Origin of the sequence: Salinicoccus jeotgali, assembly GCF_039538805.1 — a bacterium.
In the GTDB taxonomy this organism is placed as follows: Bacteria; Bacillota; Bacilli; order Staphylococcales; family Salinicoccaceae; genus Salinicoccus; species Salinicoccus jeotgali.
Genome location: NZ_BAABCK010000069.1, coordinates 1 through 22865 on the forward strand (window position 1 = coordinate 1; position 22865 = coordinate 22865).

Annotated in this window: 26 protein-coding genes; 20 read left to right on the top strand and 6 right to left on the bottom strand. The window is 49.1% G+C overall.

What is annotated here, in order from left to right; translation table 11 throughout:
- Window positions 1-181 precede the first annotated feature (181 nt).
- From folE2 to thiD, 4 genes are read right to left on the bottom strand one after another with little or no spacing between them, the layout of a single operon-like run.
- Window positions 182-1060, bottom strand: a complete 879-nt coding sequence (folE2, locus tag ABD734_RS10915; RefSeq protein WP_344704244.1) for a GTP cyclohydrolase FolE2 — start codon at window positions 1058-1060, stop codon at window positions 182-184.
- 11 nt (window positions 1061-1071) lie between these two features.
- Window positions 1072-1740, bottom strand: a complete 669-nt coding sequence (gene bshB2, locus ABD734_RS10920) for a bacillithiol biosynthesis deacetylase BshB2 (RefSeq protein WP_344704246.1) — start codon at window positions 1738-1740, stop codon at window positions 1072-1074.
- Between the two features lie 11 nt (window positions 1741-1751).
- Window positions 1752-2111 (bottom strand): DUF1806 family protein, encoded by a 360-nt coding sequence (locus ABD734_RS10925; RefSeq protein WP_344704248.1) that lies wholly within the window; start codon window positions 2109-2111, stop codon window positions 1752-1754.
- Between the two features lie 58 nt (window positions 2112-2169).
- Window positions 2170-3000 carry a bifunctional hydroxymethylpyrimidine kinase/phosphomethylpyrimidine kinase gene (gene thiD / locus ABD734_RS10930; protein WP_344704250.1) on the bottom strand — a complete coding sequence of 277 codons (831 nt, stop codon included), beginning with the start codon at window positions 2998-3000 and terminating at the stop codon, window positions 2170-2172.
- A gap of 117 nt (window positions 3001-3117) precedes the next feature.
- On the opposite strand from thiD, the gene ABD734_RS10935 reads away from it, so the two are divergent.
- The 6 genes from ABD734_RS10935 (at window position 3118) to ABD734_RS10960 (ending at window position 6554) form a co-directional block, all read left to right on the top strand.
- Window positions 3118-3768 (top strand): uracil-DNA glycosylase, encoded by a 651-nt coding sequence (locus ABD734_RS10935; protein WP_344704252.1) that lies wholly within the window; start codon window positions 3118-3120, stop codon window positions 3766-3768.
- A complete protein-coding gene (locus tag ABD734_RS10940) occupies window positions 3768-4079 on the top strand; it encodes a DUF5327 family protein (RefSeq protein ID WP_344704254.1) in 312 nt (103 codons plus the stop codon). The genes ABD734_RS10935 and ABD734_RS10940 overlap by 1 nt, the downstream gene beginning before the upstream one ends.
- Window positions 4080-4103: 24 nt before the next feature.
- Window positions 4104-4469 carry a DUF423 domain-containing protein gene (locus ABD734_RS10945; protein ID WP_344704256.1) on the top strand — a complete coding sequence of 122 codons (366 nt, stop codon included), beginning with the start codon at window positions 4104-4106 and terminating at the stop codon, window positions 4467-4469.
- 145 nt (window positions 4470-4614) lie between these two features.
- Complete coding sequence (locus tag ABD734_RS10950) at window positions 4615-4995, top strand: GntR family transcriptional regulator (RefSeq protein WP_344704258.1); 381 nt, start codon at window positions 4615-4617, stop codon at window positions 4993-4995.
- 1 nt (window position 4996) lies between these two features.
- Complete coding sequence (locus ABD734_RS10955) at window positions 4997-5863, top strand: ATP-binding cassette domain-containing protein (RefSeq protein ID WP_344704407.1); 867 nt, start codon at window positions 4997-4999, stop codon at window positions 5861-5863.
- Between the two features lies 1 nt (window position 5864).
- Entirely contained in the window at window positions 5865-6554 is a 690-nt protein-coding gene (locus ABD734_RS10960) for a hypothetical protein (protein WP_344704260.1), read from the top strand.
- Between the two features lie 202 nt (window positions 6555-6756).
- Here ABD734_RS10960 and hemQ read toward each other — a convergent pair whose 3' ends face one another.
- Window positions 6757-7503 carry a hydrogen peroxide-dependent heme synthase gene (gene hemQ, locus ABD734_RS10965; protein ID WP_344704262.1) on the bottom strand — a complete coding sequence of 249 codons (747 nt, stop codon included), beginning with the start codon at window positions 7501-7503 and terminating at the stop codon, window positions 6757-6759.
- A 134-nt stretch (window positions 7504-7637) separates the two neighbouring features.
- On the opposite strand from hemQ, the gene pta reads away from it, so the two are divergent.
- The 13 genes from pta to ABD734_RS11030 all read left to right on the top strand — a co-directional run bounded on the left by pta (window position 7638) and on the right by ABD734_RS11030 (window position 21081).
- Window positions 7638-8624: a phosphate acetyltransferase gene (gene pta, locus ABD734_RS10970; RefSeq protein ID WP_344704264.1), complete on the top strand. Its 987-nt coding sequence runs from the start codon at window positions 7638-7640 to the stop codon at window positions 8622-8624.
- The gene (locus ABD734_RS10975; RefSeq protein ID WP_344704266.1) at window positions 8614-9432 is read left to right on the top strand and encodes a lipoate--protein ligase family protein; all 819 of its coding nucleotides are present in this window, start codon (window positions 8614-8616) and stop codon (window positions 9430-9432) included. Before pta ends, ABD734_RS10975 begins: the two co-directional genes overlap by 11 nt.
- A 100-nt stretch (window positions 9433-9532) precedes the next feature.
- Window positions 9533-9742 carry a hypothetical protein gene (locus ABD734_RS10980; protein ID WP_344704268.1) on the top strand — a complete coding sequence of 70 codons (210 nt, stop codon included), beginning with the start codon at window positions 9533-9535 and terminating at the stop codon, window positions 9740-9742.
- Between the two features lie 97 nt (window positions 9743-9839).
- Window positions 9840-11141 (top strand): HD domain-containing protein, encoded by a 1302-nt coding sequence (locus ABD734_RS10985; RefSeq protein WP_344704270.1) that lies wholly within the window; start codon window positions 9840-9842, stop codon window positions 11139-11141.
- A gap of 14 nt (window positions 11142-11155) precedes the next feature.
- Window positions 11156-11680: a YwhD family protein gene (locus ABD734_RS10990; RefSeq protein ID WP_344704272.1), complete on the top strand. Its 525-nt coding sequence runs from the start codon at window positions 11156-11158 to the stop codon at window positions 11678-11680.
- A gap of 188 nt (window positions 11681-11868) precedes the next feature.
- Entirely contained in the window at window positions 11869-13218 is a 1350-nt protein-coding gene (gene mgtE, locus ABD734_RS10995; RefSeq protein ID WP_344704274.1) for a magnesium transporter, read from the top strand.
- Window positions 13219-13268: 50 nt separating this feature from the next.
- Complete coding sequence (locus ABD734_RS11000; RefSeq protein WP_344704276.1) at window positions 13269-13667, top strand: YwiB family protein; 399 nt, start codon at window positions 13269-13271, stop codon at window positions 13665-13667.
- Between the two features lie 4 nt (window positions 13668-13671).
- Window positions 13672-15318 (top strand): arginine--tRNA ligase, encoded by a 1647-nt coding sequence (argS, locus tag ABD734_RS11005; protein ID WP_344704278.1) that lies wholly within the window; start codon window positions 13672-13674, stop codon window positions 15316-15318.
- A gap of 74 nt (window positions 15319-15392) precedes the next feature.
- The gene (locus ABD734_RS11010) at window positions 15393-16265 is read left to right on the top strand and encodes an ABC transporter substrate-binding protein (protein WP_344704280.1); all 873 of its coding nucleotides are present in this window, start codon (window positions 15393-15395) and stop codon (window positions 16263-16265) included.
- The gene (locus tag ABD734_RS11015; RefSeq protein ID WP_344704282.1) at window positions 16258-17208 is read left to right on the top strand and encodes a FecCD family ABC transporter permease; all 951 of its coding nucleotides are present in this window, start codon (window positions 16258-16260) and stop codon (window positions 17206-17208) included. Before ABD734_RS11010 ends, ABD734_RS11015 begins: the two co-directional genes overlap by 8 nt.
- An 81-nt stretch (window positions 17209-17289) precedes the next feature.
- Window positions 17290-19236 (top strand): S9 family peptidase, encoded by a 1947-nt coding sequence (locus ABD734_RS11020; RefSeq protein WP_425568419.1) that lies wholly within the window; start codon window positions 17290-17292, stop codon window positions 19234-19236.
- A 100-nt stretch (window positions 19237-19336) separates the two neighbouring features.
- Window positions 19337-19894: a sugar O-acetyltransferase gene (locus ABD734_RS11025; protein WP_344704286.1), complete on the top strand. Its 558-nt coding sequence runs from the start codon at window positions 19337-19339 to the stop codon at window positions 19892-19894.
- A gap of 86 nt (window positions 19895-19980) precedes the next feature.
- Complete coding sequence (locus ABD734_RS11030) at window positions 19981-21081, top strand: M24 family metallopeptidase (protein ID WP_344704288.1); 1101 nt, start codon at window positions 19981-19983, stop codon at window positions 21079-21081.
- A gap of 32 nt (window positions 21082-21113) precedes the next feature.
- On the opposite strand, the gene ABD734_RS11035 is transcribed toward ABD734_RS11030, so the two are convergent.
- A complete protein-coding gene (locus ABD734_RS11035) occupies window positions 21114-21998 on the bottom strand; it encodes a DMT family transporter (protein ID WP_344704289.1) in 885 nt (294 codons plus the stop codon).
- A 231-nt stretch (window positions 21999-22229) separates the two neighbouring features.
- On the opposite strand from ABD734_RS11035, the gene ABD734_RS11040 reads away from it, so the two are divergent.
- On the top strand, window positions 22230-22859 hold the full coding sequence (locus ABD734_RS11040) for an SDR family oxidoreductase (protein WP_344704291.1): 630 nt from the start codon (window positions 22230-22232) through the stop codon (window positions 22857-22859).
- The last annotated feature ends 6 nt before the right edge of the window (window positions 22860-22865 follow it).

Below are 22865 nucleotides of genomic sequence, written 5' to 3' on the forward strand. Positions count from 1 at the left end.
TACCCTCAATTCCTGAATCATTTTCAGCTTTTCTTCAAATGAATAATATTTGTCAGTCATAAAAGAACCCCCTCCAGGTTTACAGATGTTTTATTTCATCTGTAAACCTGGAGGGGGTCAAATCAAATTTGCTGTCCGGTCCTTTTGTGTATCTGCCGCTTCCACCATAATAGAGGCGCGATTATTTTTGGTATGACATCCTGCTGAAGGCGTCATGCTGGTGGATGCTTTCTTCATTGCGGCATTCAAGCTCGAAGCCTTTGACCCAGTCGAGCTCCACTAGATCATAGGCGATCAGGCGGATGAGATCCTCTACGAAGCGCGGATTTTCATAGGCACGTTCTGTGACCATCTTTTCGTCCGTACGCTTCAATATCGGATAAAGCTGGGAAGATGCGTTGATTTCAAGCAGTTGATACAGCTGCTCCTTATGATCTTCCGGCAATTCGGCATCCGGATCGATATCGAGCAGCACTTTTACGTAGCCGCGCTGATTGTGCGCACTGTATTCACTGATTTCCTTTGAGCAAGGGCATAGTGTAGTGACCATGGCCGTCATGCCCAGTTTTTTCTGTTGTACGCCATTGCCGTCGATCTTCAAGGCGTATTCGACATCGGCGTGCGCCATGCCGCTCAGACGTGTCCCGGGGCTTGGTTTAGGGAAATACCATTTACCTGCTCCGGTAACTTCCGCTTCTTCCTGATGCATGCGCGTACGCAGTGTTTCCAATACATTTCCAAGAGTGGTGAAGTCGAGTGACACACCGCCCTCATTCTCCGTCTCCAGCGATTCAAGTATGCGGCTCATGTTGATGCCCTTTTCATCGCGTCTCAGACTTGTAGCCAATTCGAAGGTGCCGACCGATTGGTAGTCACCGATGACGACTGGATAGCTCAAATTATTTATGCCGACTGAGTCGACTTCAAACAGGAAATCCTTTTTTGAACTTTGCAGATCGGCCATGCATTCCTTTTCTTTAGGCTTTTTTCCTTCTATGGGATCGACGGATCCGAAATGCTTGAAACGGCCTTCTCTCGTAGTGAGATCCAATTGTTCCATGTCTCTTCTCCTTAATCTATATCATAACTGTAGAACACTTCATTCTTCATCCACATCTGGCGGGCTGCTTCACTTTCCGCAGTATTTCCGGCGAGTGTCTTCAGAAGCGGACCGGTCTGCGATTCATGGGCGGCCATGATTTTCTCCTTGCGGTCTTCGTAACCTGAAATATCGACCGAAATATCGGGTTCCCCGAGATCTTTGTATGTGTCGTTGCTGAATGCGACGAGCTGAAGCGCCGGACGTTCTGCAGGCGCCATCTCTTTTACTGCTGCAATGACTGCTTCGGCTGTCGCTTCGTGGTCGGGGTGGACGGAGTAGCCTGGATAGAATGTGATGATCCTTGACGGGTTCAATTCATCGATCATATCTTTGACGATACCCTTTAAGTGACCTGGTGCTTCGAATTCCAATGTCTTGTCGCGGTAGCCCAACAGACGCAGATCATCCAGACCGATCAGTCGTGCGCTTTCCTGCACTTCTTTCTTTCTGATCTCATGCAGTGATTCGCGGGTTGCAAATGGCGGATAGCCAAGGTTGCGCCCCATATCACCGAATGTCAGGCAGGCGTATGTGACGGGCACGCCCATATCCACGTAGCGGCTCATCGTCCCGCTGACACCGAATGCTTCATCATCGGGGTGGGGGAAGATGACGAGTACTTGTCTTTCCTTTTCCATGTCCGTGCCTCCTATTTCAAGAATTCCTGGGTGGAGATTTCCAATGCACTGGCGAGTTTTCCATCGTAGTTGAAGCCATGCATTATAAATTCATTGTCGTCATTCACTTCGTAATGTGTCAGGCCAAGGACATATATCCAGCCATCATTATCGAGTTTGAGGCCTACGCGGTATTCACCATTTTCGCCACCGCGTATGCCGCCTTGGACGAATGTCACCTGGACGTTGCGGAGGAACATCCCAGCATTGAAGACTTTGTCGTCGAAGTGGCTGGCGTACATGCCTCCGGTAACTTCCACATGTACAAACACTTTCTTGTTCTGGTAGCTGTCCAGCAGCTGCTGGACCTTATCCCGATTGATCTTTTCCATATCTGTGAAACGCTCCTTAAATTAAAACCTGAAGAAAGGGCGCCAGCGCCCTTTCCGTCTATATTTGTTCGTCTGTAACATCAATTTTTTCGACGGTATTGAGCGCACCGTGTCGTACGACTCCGACGTGTTCATTCATCTTCCAGCCGTTTTTGATCGCTGCCGTGACGAACGCCTTTGCATTCTTGATCGCTTCCAGAGGAGCCTGGCCGTTCGCAAGGTTTGCAGTGATGGCTGCGGCGAAAGTACATCCGGCGCCATGGTTGTAGGAAGCATCTATCTTTTTGCTTGAGAGCAGGTGGTACTCATTGCCATCATAATAGACATCCACTGCTTTGTCGCCCTCGATTTCGGAACCACCTTTGATGATGACATGGTCGGCACCTTTGGAATGGATGACTTCGGCACATGCTTTGGCCTCATCCAAAGTTTTTGGTGTCTTCCTGCCGGCCAGCTGGCCGGCTTCGAAAAGGTTCGGTGTGACGACTGTCGCATGTGGAAGAAGGTGTTCAATCATGGCATCCACAAGTCCTGGATTGAGGACTTCGTCATCCCCTTTACATACCATGACCGGGTCGACGACGAAGTGGTCGGCCTGGCTGTCGAGAAAGGCTTTCTTACTGCGTTCTATCACTTCTTCAGAAGGCAGCATGCCTGTTTTGATTGCATCCGGGGAAATGGATAGGGCCGTTTCAAGCTGGTCATCCACGACTTCCAACGGAATCGGATTGACGCCGTGGGACCACGTTTCGGGATCCATTGTGACAATGGTCGTCAATGCAGTCATGCCGTATGTTTCATGCTCCTGGAAAGTCTTCAGGTCAGCTGCAATTCCTGCGCCGCCGCTTGTATCTGAACCCGCAATGGTGAGCGTCTTTTTAAGTGCCATGATTTAAATTCCTCCAATGTGTCATTAATAATGGTATTTTACTATATAAGAGAGTGTATTTCTAGAGAGATGCTTGTATAGATGATATAATCAAAATTTAGACAGAGGTGAAAAGAGATGGAATGGAAAGATGTATTTGAAATGATAAAAGAGGAGAATGATTTCTCCTCACTTGAAGAAACACTTGAAGAGAAATATCGCACGGGCCCCGTATTCCCACCCCGTGAAGAAATATATACAGCTTTCGAACTGACGCCGTTTGAAGCGGTGAAGGTCGTCATCATCGGCCAGGATCCCTACCATGGTGAAGGCCAATCCCATGGTCTTGCGTTTTCGGTCAACGAAGGCGTCAAAGTGCCGCCTTCCCTGCGCAACATGTATAAGGAGCTGGAATCCGACCTCGGCATCAAACGGACAAAGGGCAATCTGAAGGATTGGGCAGAAGAAGGTGTGCTGCTGCTGAACACCGTGCTTACGGTTGATGCCCATCAGGCGCATTCGCACAGAGGTCTTGGATGGGAGAAGTTTACCGACGGCGTTATACAGAAAGTTTCGGAGAATCTCGAAGATGTCGTCTTCATACTATGGGGCAAGCCGGCTCAACAGAAAGAAAAATTGATCGATACGACCAAACATCACGTCATCAAATCGACGCACCCAAGCCCACTCTCTGCATATAGGGGCTTCTTCGGCACACGGCCGTTCAGCCGGACCAACGACTACCTGACATCCCGCGGCCGGGAGCCTGTGGACTGGAGTGAACGGTAATGAGGCGTGAAATCATCGCAGAACTCAAGCAGGAGCTGAACCTTATGGAAACAGCAGACGGGCAGCATGAGTTCGACAAACACGTATATGCCATGGAACGGCTGCTCAGTCTTCTGAAGACCGGAGAGGATGCGGGTGATGCACGTCCTGAAGCGAATCATACGGCCCCGGGCTCGATGTCCGAAACGGACCGCAGCATGCTGGAACAGATGGGCGGCAGAGTGCCCCATTCAACCCGGCAGGAGACAAAAGGCAGGCAGCTTGAGACAGAAGATGGCTCAGGCAATGGAGAATCACTGTTTGATTTTTAGACTTAATATGTAAGGAGTAGCAAAATGAAACTTTTCATCATCATGGGTGCGATAAATGCATTCATTTCAGTGGCGTGCGGTGCCTTCGGGGCCCATGGACTCGAGGGTAAGATAAGCGAACATTATATGGATGTATGGGAAAAGGCTGTGTCCTACCAGATGTACCATGCCCTTGGCCTGATTGCCGTTGGAATTCTGGTCCAGCTGACCGGCGCCCCATTCCTCGGGACAGCAGGATGGCTGATGTTGCTTGGCATCATCTTCTTCAGTGGTTCCCTCTATATTCTGGCAGTCAGTGGTATATCGATTCTCGGTGCCATCACCCCCATCGGCGGTGTATTGTTCCTGGCAGGATGGGTATTCCTGATTGTTGGTATGATCAAAATATAAAAGACAACATGACCTCCGTGTAAACGGAGGTTTTGTCGTATGGAAGATAAAATACGTCAAAGCATTATTCCATCAGTCCCGGTTTAACATTTGATATACAGGTTATATACTTATATATATGACCATATATCGAGGGGAGATGCGCATGAACAGTATTTTGAATGACCACCAACCCATATTCCATCAGATCGGAAAATGGATTGGCGATCAGATCATCGATGGCACATTCGAACCACATGACAGGATTCCTTCAACTAATGAAATTGTCTGCCTCTATAAAGTGAATCATCTGACCGTGGCAAAAGGCGTCAATGAATTGGTGGAGGAAGGTCTGCTCTATAAAAAGCGGGGCGTCGGCGTCTTTGTGACTGCTGAGGCCAAGAGAATTCTATTGGACAGACGGCGTGCAGACTTTACAGTCCAGTATATGGAACCGATGCTCGAGGAGGCTAGAAAACTCGGCTTTGATGCCAGGGAGATCGGTTGGATGATGGAGAAGATGGGAGGAATGGCTTCCATTGAGTAGCATGGTCGATTTAACTAATGCATCACTGGATATAAAGAAAAATACGATTTTAGAAGACGTGACACTTCAGCTTGAAACTGGCAGGATCTACGGATTGATCGGGCAGGAAGGAGCAGGCAAGACGAGTCTTCTGTCACTGATTGCCTCCTATAGAAAACCGACTAAAGGTGCTGTACAGATTGACGGGCGGGACCCTTACGAAGATAAGGCGCTGATGGCCAAAGTGCGCTTCGTGCACGAAGTCGATTACACCGAAACTCATCATACCCCGAAGTATTTAAGTAGAGTGACGGAACGCTACCGGCCAGCGTTTGATTCAGATTATGCGCTCACAATGTTGGAAGGGCTCGGAATCGACTCTGACAAAGCCTTGAATCGGATGTCCAAAGGGCAGCAGGCTGCGGTGAATGCGATATTTGGGCTGGCAGCCAATGCCCCAATCACCATCTTTGATGAAGTGACGAACATTATGGAGGCAACTTTACGCGAACAGTTCTATAAAATGGCCATAGAGGCCAATGCGCATTATCCAAGGACGATGATATTCTCCAACCATACCGTTTCTGGTATGGACCATCTCTTCGATGAGATCATTATACTAGACGAGAGCCGAGTCATATTGCAGGAACCTATTGACAGGTTTTTGGAACGGGGCTTCCGCGTGAGCGGTGCGAAGGAGAAAGTGGTGCGGTTCACAGATGGCATGAATGTACTTTCAACGCACGCCAGCGGATCGATTCACTCGGTGGTGGTGCTTGGATCTGTAGATGAGGCAGACCGTAAGACTGCGAAGGAACAGCATCTCTATATTGAGCCACTGAAGGTGCAGGAACTCTTCACCATATTGACTGCGACCAAGGAGGGGTAAAATGGATAAGGTAAAACTGGCGACGGCCGATTTCTCGAAGGAGATGGCGAAGTGGGCCGCGTGGTATATGGCTGTTATGGTTGCCCTTTATATATTGCTGATGCTCTTTATAGATGACTCCGGAATCAACGGCATGTCATTCTTCTTCATGGCATCTGGGGCCAACCGCGTATTCATGCTGGTGGCAGGCATTCTTACAGTCTTCGTGTTTTTGGAGCGTGCAATCCAGCTTGGATTGACACGGATGACGTTTATGCGGGCGGTGCTATGGACAGGTGTCATCTTCACTGTAACCCTTGCATTAGTGGCGGGCATCATATCGTTGATCCTCGGCGTGATGCCATGGTTCGGTACACAAACCACCGCATCAGGTATGGGTGGACCTGTCTCCATGGTGCTTGGCCATCTGTTGGCCGCCTATTTGTTCTATCTGGCAGGATTCATCATCAGCATCGGATTCTACCGCGGGTGGTTCGGCGGACTCATCGCCATTGTACTTGGTGTCGGCATCGCTGTAGCGATAGAATCTTTATGGACATTCCGGACCGAAGGGGTGTTGTTCGAGCTGAATATGATCAGCGGCGCATCAGGCAACATCTTCCTTACCGTTGTGTTCAGCGGACTGCTTATATTGTTTACAATTGCCCTGATTCAATCACTCATCCGTTCGTTGCCGATAAAAATCAAGTGAAAAAACGGCCTTCCGAAATTTCGGAAGGCCGTTTCTTATGGAAAAACTTATGTTATTTCGTTTTTTTGCGGTTTTTGAATTTTTTGATGATAAATGGCAGTGCCAAAGGGATCAGCCTACGCAATAGACGGGCCATGCTCATTCCTCCCAACTTGATGGATATGTTTATTAATATATAGCCATCAATATGATGTTTTAAACTTTATCTGAAGAATGACAGCAGTGAATCCGCTGGCAGGTGCACACCGACATAGAAGTCTCCGAAGTCCCCATATCTCGCTGAAACCTCATCGAACCTCATCTCATAGATCAATTTCTTGAATTGGAGCATCTCGTCAGAGAAGAGCGTGACGCCCCACTCGTATTCATCGAGTCCGACCGAGCCTGTGATGAACTGCTTCACCTTGCCGGCATATCCACGTCCGATCATGCCATGGGAACGCATGAGCTCACGGCGTTTTTCCATATCGAGCATATACCAGTTATCTTCACCCTGGCGGCGTTTATCCATTGGATAGAAGCAGATGTAGCGTGATTTTGGAACTTCCGGATAAAGGCGCTTTTTGACGTATTCATTCTGATACGGATCTTCATCCGACTCTTTTGCCAAATAGTTGCTCAGTTCGATGATCGACACATAGGAATAGGAAGGGATGAGGAAATCGCTGATCTGCAGTTTGTTGAATTCCAATTCCAATGCATTCAGTTCGTCGATCGTCGGCCTCAGCATCCATAGGATCAAATCAGCCTTCTGTCCAGTTATATTGTAGAAGGCATAACTGCCTTCCTTCTTATCATGAACTTCTTCCTGACGCTTGAGGAAATCTTGGAGCTCCGTGACGAGCGTCTCCATCTCATCGTTTTCCAGTAGGCGGAGGGAAGGCCAGTCGACACTGTAGAGCAAGTGGAGGCTATACCAACCGTCAAGTGTTTGTGCAGCTTCGTTCATTTGTGTATCTCTCCTTTTTTCATATCTCTCCTCATCTTACTCCATAAGAAAACGTTTTAAAAGCATGCAGGGATGAAATGATGTGACAAAAAGAGTATAATATTGCGTATGTAAAGGTAATCAAGGAGGATATTATGAGTAAATTTCTAAAAGACCTCAAGTCGAACCTGGAAGGCAAGAATGTCAAAATCGTCTTTCCCGAAGGGAGCGACAAGAGAATTCTTACTGCAGCAGTCGAGTTGGCGGATACGACTTATGTCCAACCGATTGTTCTCGGTGCCAAAAAAGAGCTGGACGCATTGGCAGAGCAGGAAAACCTGGATTTGGAGAAGATCGAGACGATCGATCCTGCAGATTACGGAGATAAAGATGCCTTGATCGATGCATTCGTCGAGCGTCGTCAAGGAAAAGTGACGGCGGAACAGGCTGATGAGATCCTCAACGATGTCAATTATTTCGGTACAATGCTCGTCTACACGGGACGTGCTGAAGGATTGGTATCCGGAGCGATCCATTCGACGCCGGACACAGTCCGTCCTGCATTGCAGATCATCAAGACAAAACCAGGCGTTTCCCGTACAAGTGGTGTATTCTTCATGATCCGTGAAGATGAACTCTATGTCATGGGTGACTGTGCAATCAATCCCGAACTCAATGCTGAGGAGTTATCGGAAGTGGCTGTAGAAACGGCCAAAACCGCAAGGGATTTCAAGATGGAGCCCCGTGTCGCCCTGCTCAGTTTCTCAACAAGAGGTTCTGCCAAAACCGAAGAAACAGAGAAGGTGAAACTGGCTACACAATATGCCCAGGAAAAACTTCCTGAGGTGCCGATTGATGGAGAACTCCAATTTGATGCGGCATTTGTTCCAGGTGTGGCAGAGAAGAAGGCACCAGACTCTCCGCTAGAAGGCCGCGCGAATGTCTTCATCTTCCCTTCGCTTGAAGCGGGTAACATCGGCTATAAGATTGCGCAGCGTCTCGGTGGATTTGAAGCATATGGCCCCATACTGCAAGGATTGAACCAGCCGGTCAATGACCTGTCGCGCGGATGTTCCAAGGATGAAGTCTATAACTTGGCGCTGTTTACAGCGACCCAGGCCTTGAATCAGCATGATGATTGATGAACTGAAGGCAGACTGGCAATTTGTGCCGATAGATGCAACACCCCATCCGTTCATGTCATTTGCCATGGATGATGTACTGCAGGAGATGGTGTCACAGGATGGCATACCTAAAATCCGGGCATGGGTCCATGATCCTTTCGTCATACTAGGGCTGCACGATGCCCGTCTGCTACACCTTCAGGACGGGCTCAATTATCTGGAAGAGATTGGCTTCCAATATATCGTACGCAATAGCGGAGGTCTCGGCGTCGTCCTTGACTCCGGCATCTTGAACATCTCACTGATTTTGCCGAAATCGACATTGCCCCAGATAGATGATGGATATGATCTTATGCTGGACCTGGTCAGAAGAACCTTCTCCGAAGCGGAAGTGGAAACGGGCGAAATCGTCAACAGCTACTGCCCTGGCAGCTATGATCTGAGTATCGGAGGGAGGAAGTTCGCAGGCATCTCGCAGCGCCGCATCAGGGATGGCGTCGCAGTGCAGATCTACCTCTCGATTACGGGCAGCGGCAGTCGGCGCGCAGAAGTGATGCGCCGATTCTATGCATTAGGCATAAAGGGCGAGGGAACGAAGTTCACCTACCCGGATGTCCATCCAGAAGATATGGCCTCCCTCAATGAACTTCTCGGCACTGAGCTGTCGGTTGATGAGGTGCTTGAGACCATGCTCGGCATCTTGGAGGAACATGGTGCGGTCACACCGCTACCAGAAATGGATGAAACGCAGAAAGCCCGCTACACCCATCATCTCGAGCGGATGAAAACACGCAATAAAGATATCCACGTCCTGGAACAGAAATGATTGAAGGCAATCCGGTTGGCCGGCGCCTTCTTTTTTTAGGCGGAAATAAGGTTTAACCAGTCCCGGCAAGTGGAACAGTAGCATAAAAGGAGTGGATGATGTGACTGCAGATGAAAACAAAAGAATGACGACAAGGGAAGAAGAAGAGAAGCTTAAAAAAGAGCAGAATAAATCCGGCAATGAAGTGACGGAAGAAGTGCCGGCGGATAATCCGCCCCAGCAAGACAGCAGGAAGGAAGCAGAAAGGGAGAAGGATGTCCAACAGCAAAAGGATAAAAAGAACCCGTTGGAGAACACCGACGCCCCTTAAGGAACCCCACGTTGGGCTGCCGTATTTCGGTAGCTCATCTTTTTATGGTAAAGTATCATTAAAGGCAGTTAAAGGCAGTTAAAGGGAGGATGGCGGGATGTCACAAGACGAATATGGAAAAAAGCAGCTTATAGAAGAAAAAGTCTTCAAAGACCCGGTGCATCGGTATATTCATGTTCGTGACCAGGTGATATGGGATCTGATCAAAACCAAGGAGTTCCAAAGGTTGAGGCGGATAAAGCAGCTTGGGACCCTGTACCTGGCATTCCATTCAGCTGAACATTCACGGTTCAACCACTCACTTGGCGTCTATGAAATAGTCAGGCGTATGGTAACCAACTTCCAGGAGTTTGAAGAGTGGAATAACGACGACCGTTTGCTTGCGCTTGCGGCGGCCTTGCTTCATGACTTGGGCCACGGTCCATTTTCCCATTGCTTTGAGACGATCTTCGATACCGACCATGAGGAGTTCACCCGCAAGATCATACTGGGGAATACCGAAGTGAATGCCGTTTTGAAGAAGGTCGGCGTCGATTTTCCATTGGAAGTGGCTCAGGTGATCGACAAGACCCACGAAAATAAGCTGGTGATCAGCATGATATCGAGTCAGATCGATGCGGACCGGATGGATTATCTGCAGCGTGATTCGTATTACACCGGTGTCAGCTACGGGACCTTTGATATGGAACGCATACTGCGGGTGATGAGGCCGAGCAAGGATGAGATCATCATCAAGGAGAGCGGTATGCATGCGGTCGAAGATTATTTGATGAGCCGCTACCAGATGTATTGGCAAGTGTACTTCCACCCGGTCTCACGTGGTGGGGAGGTCCTTTTGAATCTGATACTGCGGCGTGCAAAACATCTGCATGAAGAAGGCTATCAGTTCAAGCAAGCACCAAAATACTTCATTCCGTTCTTTTCTGGGGAAGTGAGCGTCGAAGATTATTTGAGATTGGACGAAATGGTGGTCAATTTCTATCTCCAGGAATGGATCCATGAGGATGACCCTGTATTAAGCGACCTGTCGCATCGACTGGTAAACAGGGATCTCTTCAAATATCTGCCGTTCGACGGTTCAGTCATCACCTTTACCGAACTGCAGCACCTGTTCGAGAAGGCCGGCATCGATCCCGAGTATTATTTCTTCAGCGACTCCTATTCGGATCTGCCATATGATTACGACCGCCCAGGTTCCAAAAGCAACCGCTGGCCGATCCATATCATAAGGAATAACGGGGAGCTGAGGGAGATAAGCTCCCAGTCCGCCATCATAAACAGCATTACCGGCGTGCATCGCATGGATTCGAAGTTGTACTACCCCAAAGAAAAGATACTGCAGATAGAAAATCTTGAGCTAAAAGGCGAGATCATCAATTTACTTAATGAATTGGCATAGGAGTAGGATATAGAATGGCTAATGAATCTAATGGCAAGAAAAAAGGATTCCAGTTCAACATCATCAAAAATGACCCGCTTGACGGGCACAAAGGTCAGAATATCGGATCAATCAGCCTGGAGAATGTGGCACCCGTCTATGTGAATGCAGATACAGGTGAAACGTATATCGATATGGGGGGTCTCCATGGCCGTGCGGAAGTGGAGCGCCGTGTGAAGTGGGTAACTGACAAAAGCGAAGTGGAAGGCGAGGATGCCAAAAACTTATGGCTGGTCTGGGTGGCGGTTGAACGCAAAGAGAACGGCCCACAATACAGTGGCATAGGTGCTTGCTTCGAAATGATAAACCGCACGAAACGCCGGGCCTACAAATTGATGCCTGAGCATGTCAACATGCTGGACCGTGCAGTTAAGGGGAAGATCGACTTGGGTGAAATGGACGGTTTCAGCCGTACAGCCCTAAAGAAGTTCCTGATTTCCTATAATGAAGAAATGTGGAATAACGCAACCGATCTCCAGGAAGAAATGAAAAATGACTGATTTGTGACGATACTGTGTCAAATCTATAAAAAGATTGCAGATTCTGTAATTGGAATATAGAATATATATAGTTATATGAGATATAACTAGGACACTTGTGGCCGGGAGACATCCCGGCCACTTTTTTTGTTTTTTTGTCTATAATAGAAGTAATGTCAGTTAAAATCATTTTAGGGAGGTGCTTATCCATGAGGGACCTTAAGATACACCTGGATAAAGAAGTGATCCAAAACTACATCAACCTGCTTATCGACGATCCGCAGGCATTTTTGGGTGAATTTAAGCAGTTGCACAGCAACGAACAGTATCAGATCATCGAGGAGATGGAAGCGCAGCATCAGAAGACGCTTTTTGAACTGCTGCCGGCTGAAGATTTTGCCAAGCTCTTCAAATGGTTTTCATATACGGGGCAATCGCGGCTGTTCAGCCGTATGCCCGACGAATATGGCAGGGTGATGCTCGAGCACCTGCCTTCCGATGATGTGCAGCGCTTCTTCTCCAAAATGGATGAGGCGCGCCGCAGAAGATTACTCGAAGGATTGAGCGAACAGAAACGCAGCCACGTCGAAGAGCTGCTGGCATACGAAAAGCATAGTGCGGGAAGCATCATGCAGAAGGAGTTCATGACCGCCACCGAGGAAGAAAGCGCAAAAGAAGTCGTGGCCAGACTGCGTCATGTTCCGAGGAATGAGGGTCTCCATTCGATCTATATCGTAGAGGACGAAAAATTGAAGGGGCTTGTTTCCCTGCGTGAGTTGGCGATGGCCGAAGATCACCAGACGATGGAAGCACTTAGCGAAAAGGTCATCATAACGGTGAATGCGGATGAAGATCAGGAAGCTGTGGCGCATATCATGCAGGACTATGACGTAGTCACCATCCCGGTCATTGACAGCGCCAATCGTCTGCTCGGCATCATCACCGTCGATGACATCATCGACATCATCGAGTTTGAAGCAACGGAAGATATGAGTGAACTCGCTGCTTCCAGAGGCACCGTCGACCTGGAGGTCTCCCCTTACCAAACGGCCAAAAAGAGGGCACCATGGATTGTCCTGCTGATGTTCCTCGGGCTGCTGACCGCCAATGTCATCGGGGCTTTTGAAGAGACTTTGGAAGCGGTCGTGCTGCTGTCCTTGTTCATACCGCTCATCATGGATGCAGCGGGGAATACCGGGACGCAGTCGCTTGCTGTGATGGTGCGCCTGATTTCAACAGGCGGATACCATGACCATGGACTGTTCCGCATCCTCAGGCGCGAACTTGCCACAGGTGTCTTGGTCGGTCTGGCAAGTGGTGTGACCATCGTCTTGTTGATTACGGTACTCTATCAGGAAGTGTGGCTGGCGTTCGTCGTAGGCATGTCCCTGCTGATTACATTGAGTATCTCGACTGTCATCGGTACCATCCTGCCGGTCATCATCAGCAAGCTGAAAATAGACCCTGCCGTAGCAAGCGGGCCATTCATCACGACATTGAATGATGTGATCGGCCTGACCATCTACTTTTCGATTGCCACGACCCTGCTGCAGATATAGGCAGGGTGCGCGGGGGTATGTTATAATTTACGGTACTTGAAGGAGATAATATGAATAACATTAGAGCAGAATACCAGGTGGACCAAACGGTCAAGATGAATGACGAAACAAAGCGCTACAGCCAGAGCGTCGATGTTGAAGTGATAGAGCGCAATGACATCTACATGCGCTATGTCGAACAGCTTGATGAGCATGCTTTGGATGTCATCCTCCGGGTGGGTGATGGCTTTGTAAAGATACAGCGCCGCGGTGTCATCAATATGAACTTCCATTTCGTTGAAGGTGAAATGACGGACACATTCTATGAATCCCCGGCCGGCAAACATCATCTGAGAATCAGGACAAAGTCGCTTGAAATCGGTGAGCAGGCCATTGAGATCCATTATGAAGTGCATGACTCCGGAGACAAGCTTGGGGATTACCATTATAAAATCAGGAAAGTAGGGTAAAACGATGGATTTGAGACAGCAGTTGAAGAGCTCAATCGAAGCAGCAGTTGAACAGGCCGGGATAGTTGAAGCCGTCCCTGAGGTCAAGATAGAGGTACCTAAAGATAAGGCGAATGGTGACTTTTCCACAAACGTGGCAATGGTGCTCACTAAGCAGGCCAAGCGCAATCCACGTGAAATCGCCCAGATCGTCATCGATAATCTGGATTGTGAAGCGGCAAGCGTCAAATCCGTCGAGATTGCAGGGCCCGGGTTCATCAACTTCAGGATGGATGAAGCTTCGCTGGCGGCCATCATCACGCAGATTTTATCAGAGAAAGAGGATTACGGCCGGAGTGAACTGGAGAACAAGGAGAGGATCCTGATCGAATTCGTCAGCGCGAATCCGACAGGGGACCTCCATATCGGACATGCACGCAATGCCAGTGTTGGAGATACGCTCGCTGCCATCATGGATTTTGCCGGTTACGATGTTACGCGCGAATACTACATCAACGATGCCGGAAACCAGATTGAGAATCTGGCCAAATCCATCGAAGCAAGATTCATGGAAGCACTTGGCCAGGAACTGTATATGCCGGAGGACGGCTATATGGGCAAGGATATTAAGAAGATGGCCGAAAAGTTGGCAGAGGAGTCCCCGGAGCTTGCGGAAACCACCCGTGAAGACCGCATCAGGATGTTCCGTCAGATGGGCGTCGACTACGAAATGAAGAAGCTGAAGCAGGACCTTGAAGATTTTAATGTGCATTTCGACAACTGGTTCAGTGAATCGATGCTTTATGAAAAAGGCGAAATCGATCTGGCTTTGGAAAAGATGTCGAAGAACGGCTACACTTATGAAGCGGATGGAGCATTGTGGCTTAGAACGACAGATTTCGGGGATGATAAGGACCGCGTGCTGAGGAAGCAGGATGGGACTTATACTTATCTGATGCCGGATGTGGCCTATCATTTTGATAAGGTTGAACGGGGATTCGACAAGCTGATCAACCTTTTCGGTGCTGATCATCATGGTTACATCAAACGTCTGAAGGGATCTCTCGGTGCGCTTGGTGAAAATCCGGAGCGACTTGAAATTCAGATCATGCAGATGGTGCGCCTGATTGAAAACGGCGAAGAGGTCAAAATGAGCAAGCGTACCGGCAAAGCGATTACATTGAGGGATATCATTGATATGATCGGTGTGGATGCCAGCCGCTACTTCCTTGCGATGCGCAGTCCGGACACCCATTTCGACTTCGATCTGGAACTTGCCAAATCGGAATCAAGCGACAATCCGGTCTATTACGCACAGTATGCCCACGCGCGGATCTGTTCAATATTGCGTCAGGCGAAGGACGCAGGTCATACATTAGATGAGTCTGCGGACCTTGATGTCATCCAGCATGAACAGGCGCTTCTGGTATTGAAGAAGCTTGCCGACTTCCCGAACATCGTCAAAAATGCGGCGGAAAACCGTGCGCCCCACCGCATTCCGAATTATATCCAGGAACTTGCTTCGGCATTCCATAAATTCTATAATGCAGACAAAGTATTGACGGATGACCGTGCCAAGACCGCCGCCTATCTTCTTATGATAGAGGCAGTGAGGCAAACACTCGCCAATGCACTTGGACTGATAGGTGTTTCTGCGCCTGATAAAATGTAGACGGGTCCCCCCTGCCTCCCGGCAAGGGGGATCATGTGTCGTGAGGCACGAAAAAGACCAGGGGGAGTGGTTCTATGATGAAAAGATGGTTGGTCCTTCTGGCCATGACGCTGTTCATCCTGACGGGATGCAGTGGTACGGAAGAGGATATCGAGTCGGGCTTTGAAGATAGGCGCATCATCTCGCTGATGCCGAGCAACACGGAAATACTGGTCGAGCTTGGCCTGGAGGGCAATCTGGTTGGGGTAACGAGCGAAGATAACTATCCAGAATCAGTGGCGAATGACGCGTCACTTACAAAATTCAACACGTTTGAACTTGATGCCGAGAAAATGATCGCCCTTGAACCGACCCATATCCTCGGCTATGAATCTTCGGCACCCTATTATGAAGATACTCTGAAACGAGTTTCTGAAAGTACCGGAGCGGAAGTGCTTATAGTGGATGAAGCCAAATCGATTTCAGGCATATACGACTCCATAAAGGCTATCGGAGAATTCGTCAATGAGAAGACTGCGGCCGAGTGGTTGAAAGAGGATATTGAACGAAAGGTCAATGTCCAGAACAGCGTCTTCGAAAATCGTGATGAAGAAGCCCGGGTATTCATCCACATTTCAAGCGATCCTGAATTGTATACAGCGGGGGCGGAAACATTCATAGATGACGCCCTATCTGAAATACATGTCGAAAATGCTTTTGATGATATCGACGGCTACGCAGCAATCAGTCCTGAAGCAGTCATTGAACGTAATCCAACCGAGGTGGTTTCCATCATGGGACTTGACGATGAAGAATTGGAGGAGGCACTCAGTGGCATCCCGGGTATTGAAGGGCATGAACTGGATGACCCCAAAAAACAATGCAACATCGAGCCTGACCTCCTGGCACGTCCGGGTCCGCGTATAGCGGATGGGTTGAGGGCGGTAGGACGCTGCATCTATGAGTAGGCATGTCTGGATTCTACTGTTGGTGCTCATCATCAGCGGGGGGGCCTCCCTGTTTGCAGGCTCCGTCGGCCTGGCAACCCTGGATGCTGAACAGCAACATACGATCCTCTTTGAAATCCGGCTGCCCCGTATGTTGTCTGCCATGATAACAGGGGCCGCCTTGGCGATGAGCGGTGCAGTCTTCCAGATTGTCCTCAGAAACCCGATGGCAGATAGCTTTACATTAGGCATGGCGAATGCCGCAGTGCTCGGCAGTGCTGTGGCGGTGGCAGGCATCATGCCTTTTTTCATGCGTCCGATATTGAGCATACTGGCGGGCATGATTGCAATGGGGATTGTACTTGCTGCAGCGAAGCGCATAGATACAGCGTATCGTCCGGAAACATTGATCGTCATCGGTGTGCTCCTTGGAGCGATGATGAGTGGCGTGCTCTACATCATCATTCTGATGGCACCGGAACAGACCGAATCAATCGCCCGCTATATGTTCGGTTCATTATCTGGATCACGTTATCAGGAAACGCTGCTGACGGGGGTATTGACTGTGTTGGGGGCGGCTTTCCTTTATAGGTATGGACACGCGCTCGATATGTTGAACCTCGGGGATATCAGAGCCTACAGTTTGGGCGTCGATGCCGCAAAAATCCGTCCTTTCCTCCTTATAGCGGCTGCCGTTCCACCTCTGGTCATCATCAGCTACACCGGACTGATCGCCCTGGTCGGCATCATCGTCCCGCAGATGCTGCTCTACTTCAAGCCGATGCGATTTCGTCCGTTGCTGGTACTGTCATTCCTTTACGGTGCGATCTATGTCAATATTGCGGATACAATCGGCCGTACGGTCATCGCGCCGCTCCAGATACCGACCGGCGTCATGGTCATGATATCGGCTGTACCGCTGTTCATCTTTTTGATGTATAAGCGCGTACTGACCAAAGCCTAGGGATGATTATGCAAACGATACGTTACATGCTAAAATAGAGAAAAGGCTGTATATTCAGTCTTTTTTCTATTTTAAGGGGGAATGGCAGTGGCAGAGAGAACACAAGTGGAAGATATATTTAAAATCCGCGCCGTGACGGCACCTAAAATCGGCACTTTTGGCATAACGGCGCTGGTGACACGTCTCGATGAAGAAAAGAACGACTATTTTACCCACCTTTACAAGATGGATGAGGACGGGGAAAGGCAACTTACATATAACGAAGAGCGGCTGTCGAACATCAGGCATTCAGCAGATGGCCGGTGGCTCCTGTTCATCACCAAGGCGGATGATAAAAACCAGGTCTTCCTACTTGAGACATCTGGCGGAGAGAGGATGCAGCTGACCCATGAAAAGGAAGGGGTTTCACATGCCGAGTTCTCCAAAGGAGGCGGACGTGTATTCTACCAGTCTCTCCATAGTCTGAAGGGAGAGGAGACGGGTGACATAGCTGATGAAGACAAAAAACCTGAGCCTGTCGTCATCGATCGGATGAAATATAAGGCAGATGGCGTCGGCCTCATGGAAGAGAAGTATGCAAACATCAAATCGATCAGCATCAGTTCCAAAACGGTGGATACTCTTCTTGAGGGAGAGGAGAACCATACACTTCTGGAAACGCTTGATGATGGCTTCATCTATGCGACGGACAGAAGTGAAGACAGGGATTTCAACTTCAGTGAGAGGCTCTTCATCAGAAGGGGCAGGGAAGACACTGAAATACCGACGCAAGAAGGCGGAGTGGTGCAAGTCGAAGTCTCTCCTGATGGACAGCGGCTCCTTATCGTCGAGATGGGCCGGGAATATGAAAATGCCACACACGCAACACTTCATCTCTATGATCTGAAGTCAGGCGACAAGTTGCATGTGACAGCAGGACTCGACCGACCAGTCGGTGATCATCTTGTGGCCGACACGCAGCAATCCGTGGAAACGGATATTGCGAAGTGGATCTCCAACGAACGGTTCCTTTTCCTTGTTTCCGATCATGGCAGTGTAAACCTTTACGAAGGAAATATAGAAGGGGACATAAAACCGGTGCTGGAAGGTAGGCATCATATACATGGGATGGACGTGGGGCCGGATTTTGCTGCCTTGACGATTGCGAACCATACCTCCCCGGGAGAATTGTACCGCTACGACTATGCGACAGGAGCGCTTGAACAATTGAGCCGCATCAACACCGACTATACGGAAAAGACTCTCATCATCGAACCGGAGGATATCGTCTACAATAGTTTTGATGGCACAGAAGTGCATGGATGGTTCATGCCGCCAGTCGGCTTCACCCCGGACGGGGCGCATCCGATGATCGTCAATATCCATGGTGGACCGCATGCATTTTATGGACATTCATATTTCCATGAAATGCAGGTGCTTGCAGCTGCCGGGTATGCCGTACTATTCGTCAATCCGCGCGGTTCGCACAGCTATTCGCAGTCATTCGTCGACGCGGTACGGGGCGACTACGGTGGCGGCGACTACAAGGATATCCTGGCAGGTGTGGATTTCATCACGTCCAGGTACAAATGGATAGATGCCGATAATATTGGAGTGACGGGCGGCTCCTATGGCGGTTTCATGACGAATTGGATCGTTGGGCATACAAACCGTTTCAAAGCTGCGGTGACGCAGCGCAGTATATCCAACTGGATCAGTTTCCGGGGAGTGTCGGATATCGGCTATTACTTTACAGATTGGCAGATCAGGGCAGAATTTAATGATATCGATAAAATGTGGCATCACTCTCCGATCAGATATGTGGATGCCGTCGAGACACCCTTGCTTATACTGCATAGTGAACAGGATTTGAGATGTCCGATTGAACAGGGCGAGCAATTGTATATCGCATTGAAATATAGGAAGAAGCCCGTCCAGTTTGTACGGTTCCCGGAGGCAGACCACAATCTGTCACGTACCGGCAAACCGAATCTGCGGATCGATAGGCTGAAGCGGATCGTCAATTGGTTTAATGAATATATGAAGTAGAAATATTTCTATAAATGCAATGATTTCCCGGGAAATCATTGCATTTATGCTTATCAGCCGGCGTAGGCCGGGACGCTGAAATGGAGATGGGGGATATGGAATGACAGAGAAGGAGAAAATGCTCAGCGGGGAGTATTATGATCCGAGTGATCCGACACTTGTTCATCTGCGTGAAAATGCCCAATATCTGATGGATGAGTATAACCATCCGGGTGGAGGCGGGCAGACGCGTCTTTTGGATATGCTGTTTGGATACCATGCCGACGATGCATCAATCCGGGCGCCTTTCTTTTGTGATTACGGCATCAATATCAAGGTGGGGCGCAATTTCTATGCAAACTACAACTGCACATTGCTGGACGTCGCTAAAATCACTATCGGGAATCATGTGTGTCTAGGCCCTAATGTTTCACTGATAACAGCAACCCACCCCCTCGATCCTATGAAGAGGCGGGAAGGGCTGGAATTCGGCCTGCCGATTACAATCGGTGATGATGTCTGGTTGGGTGCCGATGTCACGGTGAACCCTGGGGTATCGATTGGGGATAATACGGTCATCGGTGCAGGTTCAGTCGTCACGAAAGACATGCCCCCGAATGTTGTGGCGGCAGGAAATCCATGCCGCGTGATCAGAGCGCTTGCCGGTCCTGATGAATAAAGGACCCTCAAGCATTTTGAATGTGTGGAGATGTTTATTATAATGGTAAGGTGAAACATTATAATTCATCAGGAAGGATGTAGAGTATGACGCACAAATATGAAGACAGAGTGGCACGCCTGACGGCACAGGTGGATGTAGATATGGTGATGATCACCGATCCGATGAACGTATTCTATTTCACGGGCTGTTTCATCGAACCGCATGAGCGCATGCTGGCACTGCTTGTGGATACGAAGACGAAGGAAACAGCATTGATGTTCCCAGCGCTCGACCAGGAAGTGGTGAATGATACCGCGACCGCAGATGTGCATCTGCCATATAACGACGGAGAAGAACCATTCAACCAGTTGTTTGAACATATGCTGGAGGCAGAAAGCATCGGCATTGAAGGCGGTCATGTCACGTATAACCGCTATCAGAAACTACTGGAAAACTATACAGCGGACCAGATTGTTTCAGTTGAAGACAGCATCAATTCACTGCGCGGGCAAAAGGATGAAGACGACAAGAAAAAACTTCAGGAAGCGGTGGAGATCACTGAAAAAGCGCTGCATGACTTCGTGAAGGAGCCGGTGTCCGGCAAGACGGAAAAGGAGATAGCAGAATTTCTGCTTGAACGTGTCAAAGCCTACGGCGCCATCGATGTATCGTTCGGGCCACTTGTACTGACGGGCGAAAAATCAGCGATGCCCCATGGTGAGCCGGGGGACAAGGCAGTAGAGCCTGGACATTTCCTCCTTATCGATTTTGGAGTGGTGACCAAAGACCGTTATGTCTCGGATATGACGCGGACCTTCATCATTGGTGAGCCAACAGAAGAGCAGCGCTCGATCTATGAATCCGTGCTCAAGGCGAATGCTGCCGGTATAGAGAAGTCACAGGTTGGCACACCGATGCATGAACTGGATGACGTAGCCCGGAGTTCAATCCATTCAGATGGCTATGGAGATTACTTCACCCACCGCATTGGTCATGGACTGGGCCTTGGACTACATGAAGCGCCATCCCTTGATGCCGAAAATACGGACCTGCTGGAGAAAGGACATGTCATTACGATAGAGCCCGGCGTCTATAAGACAGGGTTCGGCGGTGTACGTATAGAAGATATGCTGTATATCGATGAAGAAACAGAAGTATTGACTACATTCCCTAAAGATATAGAAGATATTACGTTAGAAGCATAAGACTGCGCCCGCCCGGGTGAAGGGCGGGTTTTTTATATGGGACGCCTTGTGCGGCGCGAGAGGCGCGACTGGAGGGCAAGGAGCATTATACCCATAAGCAGCATGATCATGCCTACCCAGGAAAGTGCTGACAGTACTTCACCTACTAGTAGTACACCAAGCAGGGCGGCCGTAAGCGGTTCTGCCAAAGCCATGGTGACCGCGGAAGAAGACTTCACATGCTGCAGGCCGTAGGCAAAGAGGAAATAGGCCAAGCCTGTGGCTATCAGACCAATATAGAGGGATACGGATAGACCATTTGCCGTCATCAGCCAAGTTTGATCATTGAAGAAGAGGAACGGTGCCAGCATGACAGCGCTGAGTGTAAAGACTACCGCAGCACTGGCGACCGGTGGGTGGGTCTGGACAAGCTTTGAGTTCAGGATGGCATAGCTTGCGAAGGAAAAACCTGCCCCAAGCCCTGATAATACTCCAAGCGGGTCGACCGTCACCGCCCCTGAATTGAGCATAAGTAGCAGACATCCCGTGACTGCAAGGAAAGTCGAAAGCCACCAGATGCGTCCCGGACGGGTTTTATGGACGGCCCACTCTATAAAGCCAGAGAATACCGGCGCGCTGCCTATTGAGGCCACCGTGCCGACAGCCACCCCGGTCAAAGTGACCGCATTGAAGAAGAAAGGCTGGAAGAGGGCCATGGCCACACCGGCCATCAATACAATATGGATGGGCCATCCCCGGCGCTTTAGTTGGCCGGTCGACACGGCAATGACGAGCAGGATAAGACTGCCGATCAAAAGTCGCATGGCCCCGAGTGAAATACTGTCGACATCGTTTGGCAGCCAAGTTTTTGCGGTCCCCACCGTGCCCCATAGAACTGCAGCCATCAGTATAAGGAACGGTGCTAAGTTTCTATTCATTGATATTCCCCTCCAACACTTTCAGAAAGATACATTATAAACAATATACGCTATAAAGCGCTTTATTTGAAATATTTAGAAAATAATCTGTAGAATCCCTCACTGGAAGCTTCTCAATCTCCTGTCAGAGGCCAGTAGGGCATCTCGTATAGAGAAAGTGCGTCTTTTATGTTTAGACCCCCCACCCCAATTGGGTATAGATAAAAGACAAATCAAGGAGGGACTTTTGACATGAAAGTACTTGTAATAGGTGCGAATGGTCAGGTAGGCCATCAACTTGTTGAAAAATTGAAGGATCAGGGCCATCAGCCGGTAGCGATGGTACGCAAGGAAGAACAACAGAAAGTATTCAAAGATAAAGGTATCGACACAGTTCTCGGAGATCTTGAAAAAGATTTCTCCCATGCATTTGAAGACGTTGAATCAGTTGTATTCGCAGCCGGATCAGGCGGCGATACAGGCGCTGATAAGACAATTGTCATCGACCAGGAAGGGGCCATTGAAACTGTCGATAATGCGAAGGATGCAGGCATCAAACATTTCGTAATGCTCAGCTCCATGGGGGCTGACCAACCGAAAGAATCTGATGAGAAAATGAAATTCTATATGTATGCAAAACATCGTGCAGATGAATACTTGAAATCTTCAGGGTTGGATTACACAATCTTGAGACCAGGTATGCTTAAAAATGAAGCGGGCACTTCCAAAGTAAGGTTGTTTGAAGGCGGTACTGAGATGGGCGAAGTACCAAGAGAAGATGTGGCGAATGTATTGGCCCATATAGTGGATACGGCTAAGCCTGAAAACAAGACCTATTATGTATTGGAAGGCGATACGCCTGTTGAAGACACATTGAAATAGTAATTA

Coding starts and splice junctions, on each gene's coding strand:
- folE2 (WP_344704244.1), bottom strand. CDS start 1,060: ATGGAACAATTGGATCTCACTACGAGAGAAGGCCGTTTCAAGCATTTC.
- bshB2 (WP_344704246.1), bottom strand. CDS start 1,740: ATGGAAAAGGAAAGACAAGTACTCGTCATCTTCCCCCACCCCGATGAT.
- ABD734_RS10925 (WP_344704248.1), bottom strand. CDS start 2,111: ATGGAAAAGATCAATCGGGATAAGGTCCAGCAGCTGCTGGACAGCTAC.
- thiD (WP_344704250.1), bottom strand. CDS start 3,000: ATGGCACTTAAAAAGACGCTCACCATTGCGGGTTCAGATACAAGCGGC.
- ABD734_RS10935 (WP_344704252.1), top strand. CDS start 3,118: ATGGAATGGAAAGATGTATTTGAAATGATAAAAGAGGAGAATGATTTC.
- ABD734_RS10940 (WP_344704254.1), top strand. CDS start 3,768: ATGAGGCGTGAAATCATCGCAGAACTCAAGCAGGAGCTGAACCTTATG.
- ABD734_RS10945 (WP_344704256.1), top strand. CDS start 4,104: ATGAAACTTTTCATCATCATGGGTGCGATAAATGCATTCATTTCAGTG.
- ABD734_RS10950 (WP_344704258.1), top strand. CDS start 4,615: ATGAACAGTATTTTGAATGACCACCAACCCATATTCCATCAGATCGGA.
- ABD734_RS10955 (WP_344704407.1), top strand. CDS start 4,997: ATGGTCGATTTAACTAATGCATCACTGGATATAAAGAAAAATACGATT.
- ABD734_RS10960 (WP_344704260.1), top strand. CDS start 5,865: ATGGATAAGGTAAAACTGGCGACGGCCGATTTCTCGAAGGAGATGGCG.
- hemQ (WP_344704262.1), bottom strand. CDS start 7,503: ATGAACGAAGCTGCACAAACACTTGACGGTTGGTATAGCCTCCACTTG.
- pta (WP_344704264.1), top strand. CDS start 7,638: ATGAGTAAATTTCTAAAAGACCTCAAGTCGAACCTGGAAGGCAAGAAT.
- ABD734_RS10975 (WP_344704266.1), top strand. CDS start 8,614: ATGATGATTGATGAACTGAAGGCAGACTGGCAATTTGTGCCGATAGAT.
- ABD734_RS10985 (WP_344704270.1), top strand. CDS start 9,840: ATGTCACAAGACGAATATGGAAAAAAGCAGCTTATAGAAGAAAAAGTC.
- ABD734_RS10990 (WP_344704272.1), top strand. CDS start 11,156: ATGGCTAATGAATCTAATGGCAAGAAAAAAGGATTCCAGTTCAACATC.
- mgtE (WP_344704274.1), top strand. CDS start 11,869: ATGAGGGACCTTAAGATACACCTGGATAAAGAAGTGATCCAAAACTAC.
- ABD734_RS11000 (WP_344704276.1), top strand. CDS start 13,269: ATGAATAACATTAGAGCAGAATACCAGGTGGACCAAACGGTCAAGATG.
- argS (WP_344704278.1), top strand. CDS start 13,672: ATGGATTTGAGACAGCAGTTGAAGAGCTCAATCGAAGCAGCAGTTGAA.
- ABD734_RS11010 (WP_344704280.1), top strand. CDS start 15,393: ATGATGAAAAGATGGTTGGTCCTTCTGGCCATGACGCTGTTCATCCTG.
- ABD734_RS11015 (WP_344704282.1), top strand. CDS start 16,258: ATGAGTAGGCATGTCTGGATTCTACTGTTGGTGCTCATCATCAGCGGG.
- ABD734_RS11020 (WP_425568419.1), top strand. CDS start 17,290: ATGGCAGTGGCAGAGAGAACACAAGTGGAAGATATATTTAAAATCCGC.
- ABD734_RS11025 (WP_344704286.1), top strand. CDS start 19,337: ATGACAGAGAAGGAGAAAATGCTCAGCGGGGAGTATTATGATCCGAGT.
- ABD734_RS11030 (WP_344704288.1), top strand. CDS start 19,981: ATGACGCACAAATATGAAGACAGAGTGGCACGCCTGACGGCACAGGTG.
- ABD734_RS11035 (WP_344704289.1), bottom strand. CDS start 21,998: ATGAATAGAAACTTAGCACCGTTCCTTATACTGATGGCTGCAGTTCTA.
- ABD734_RS11040 (WP_344704291.1), top strand. CDS start 22,230: ATGAAAGTACTTGTAATAGGTGCGAATGGTCAGGTAGGCCATCAACTT.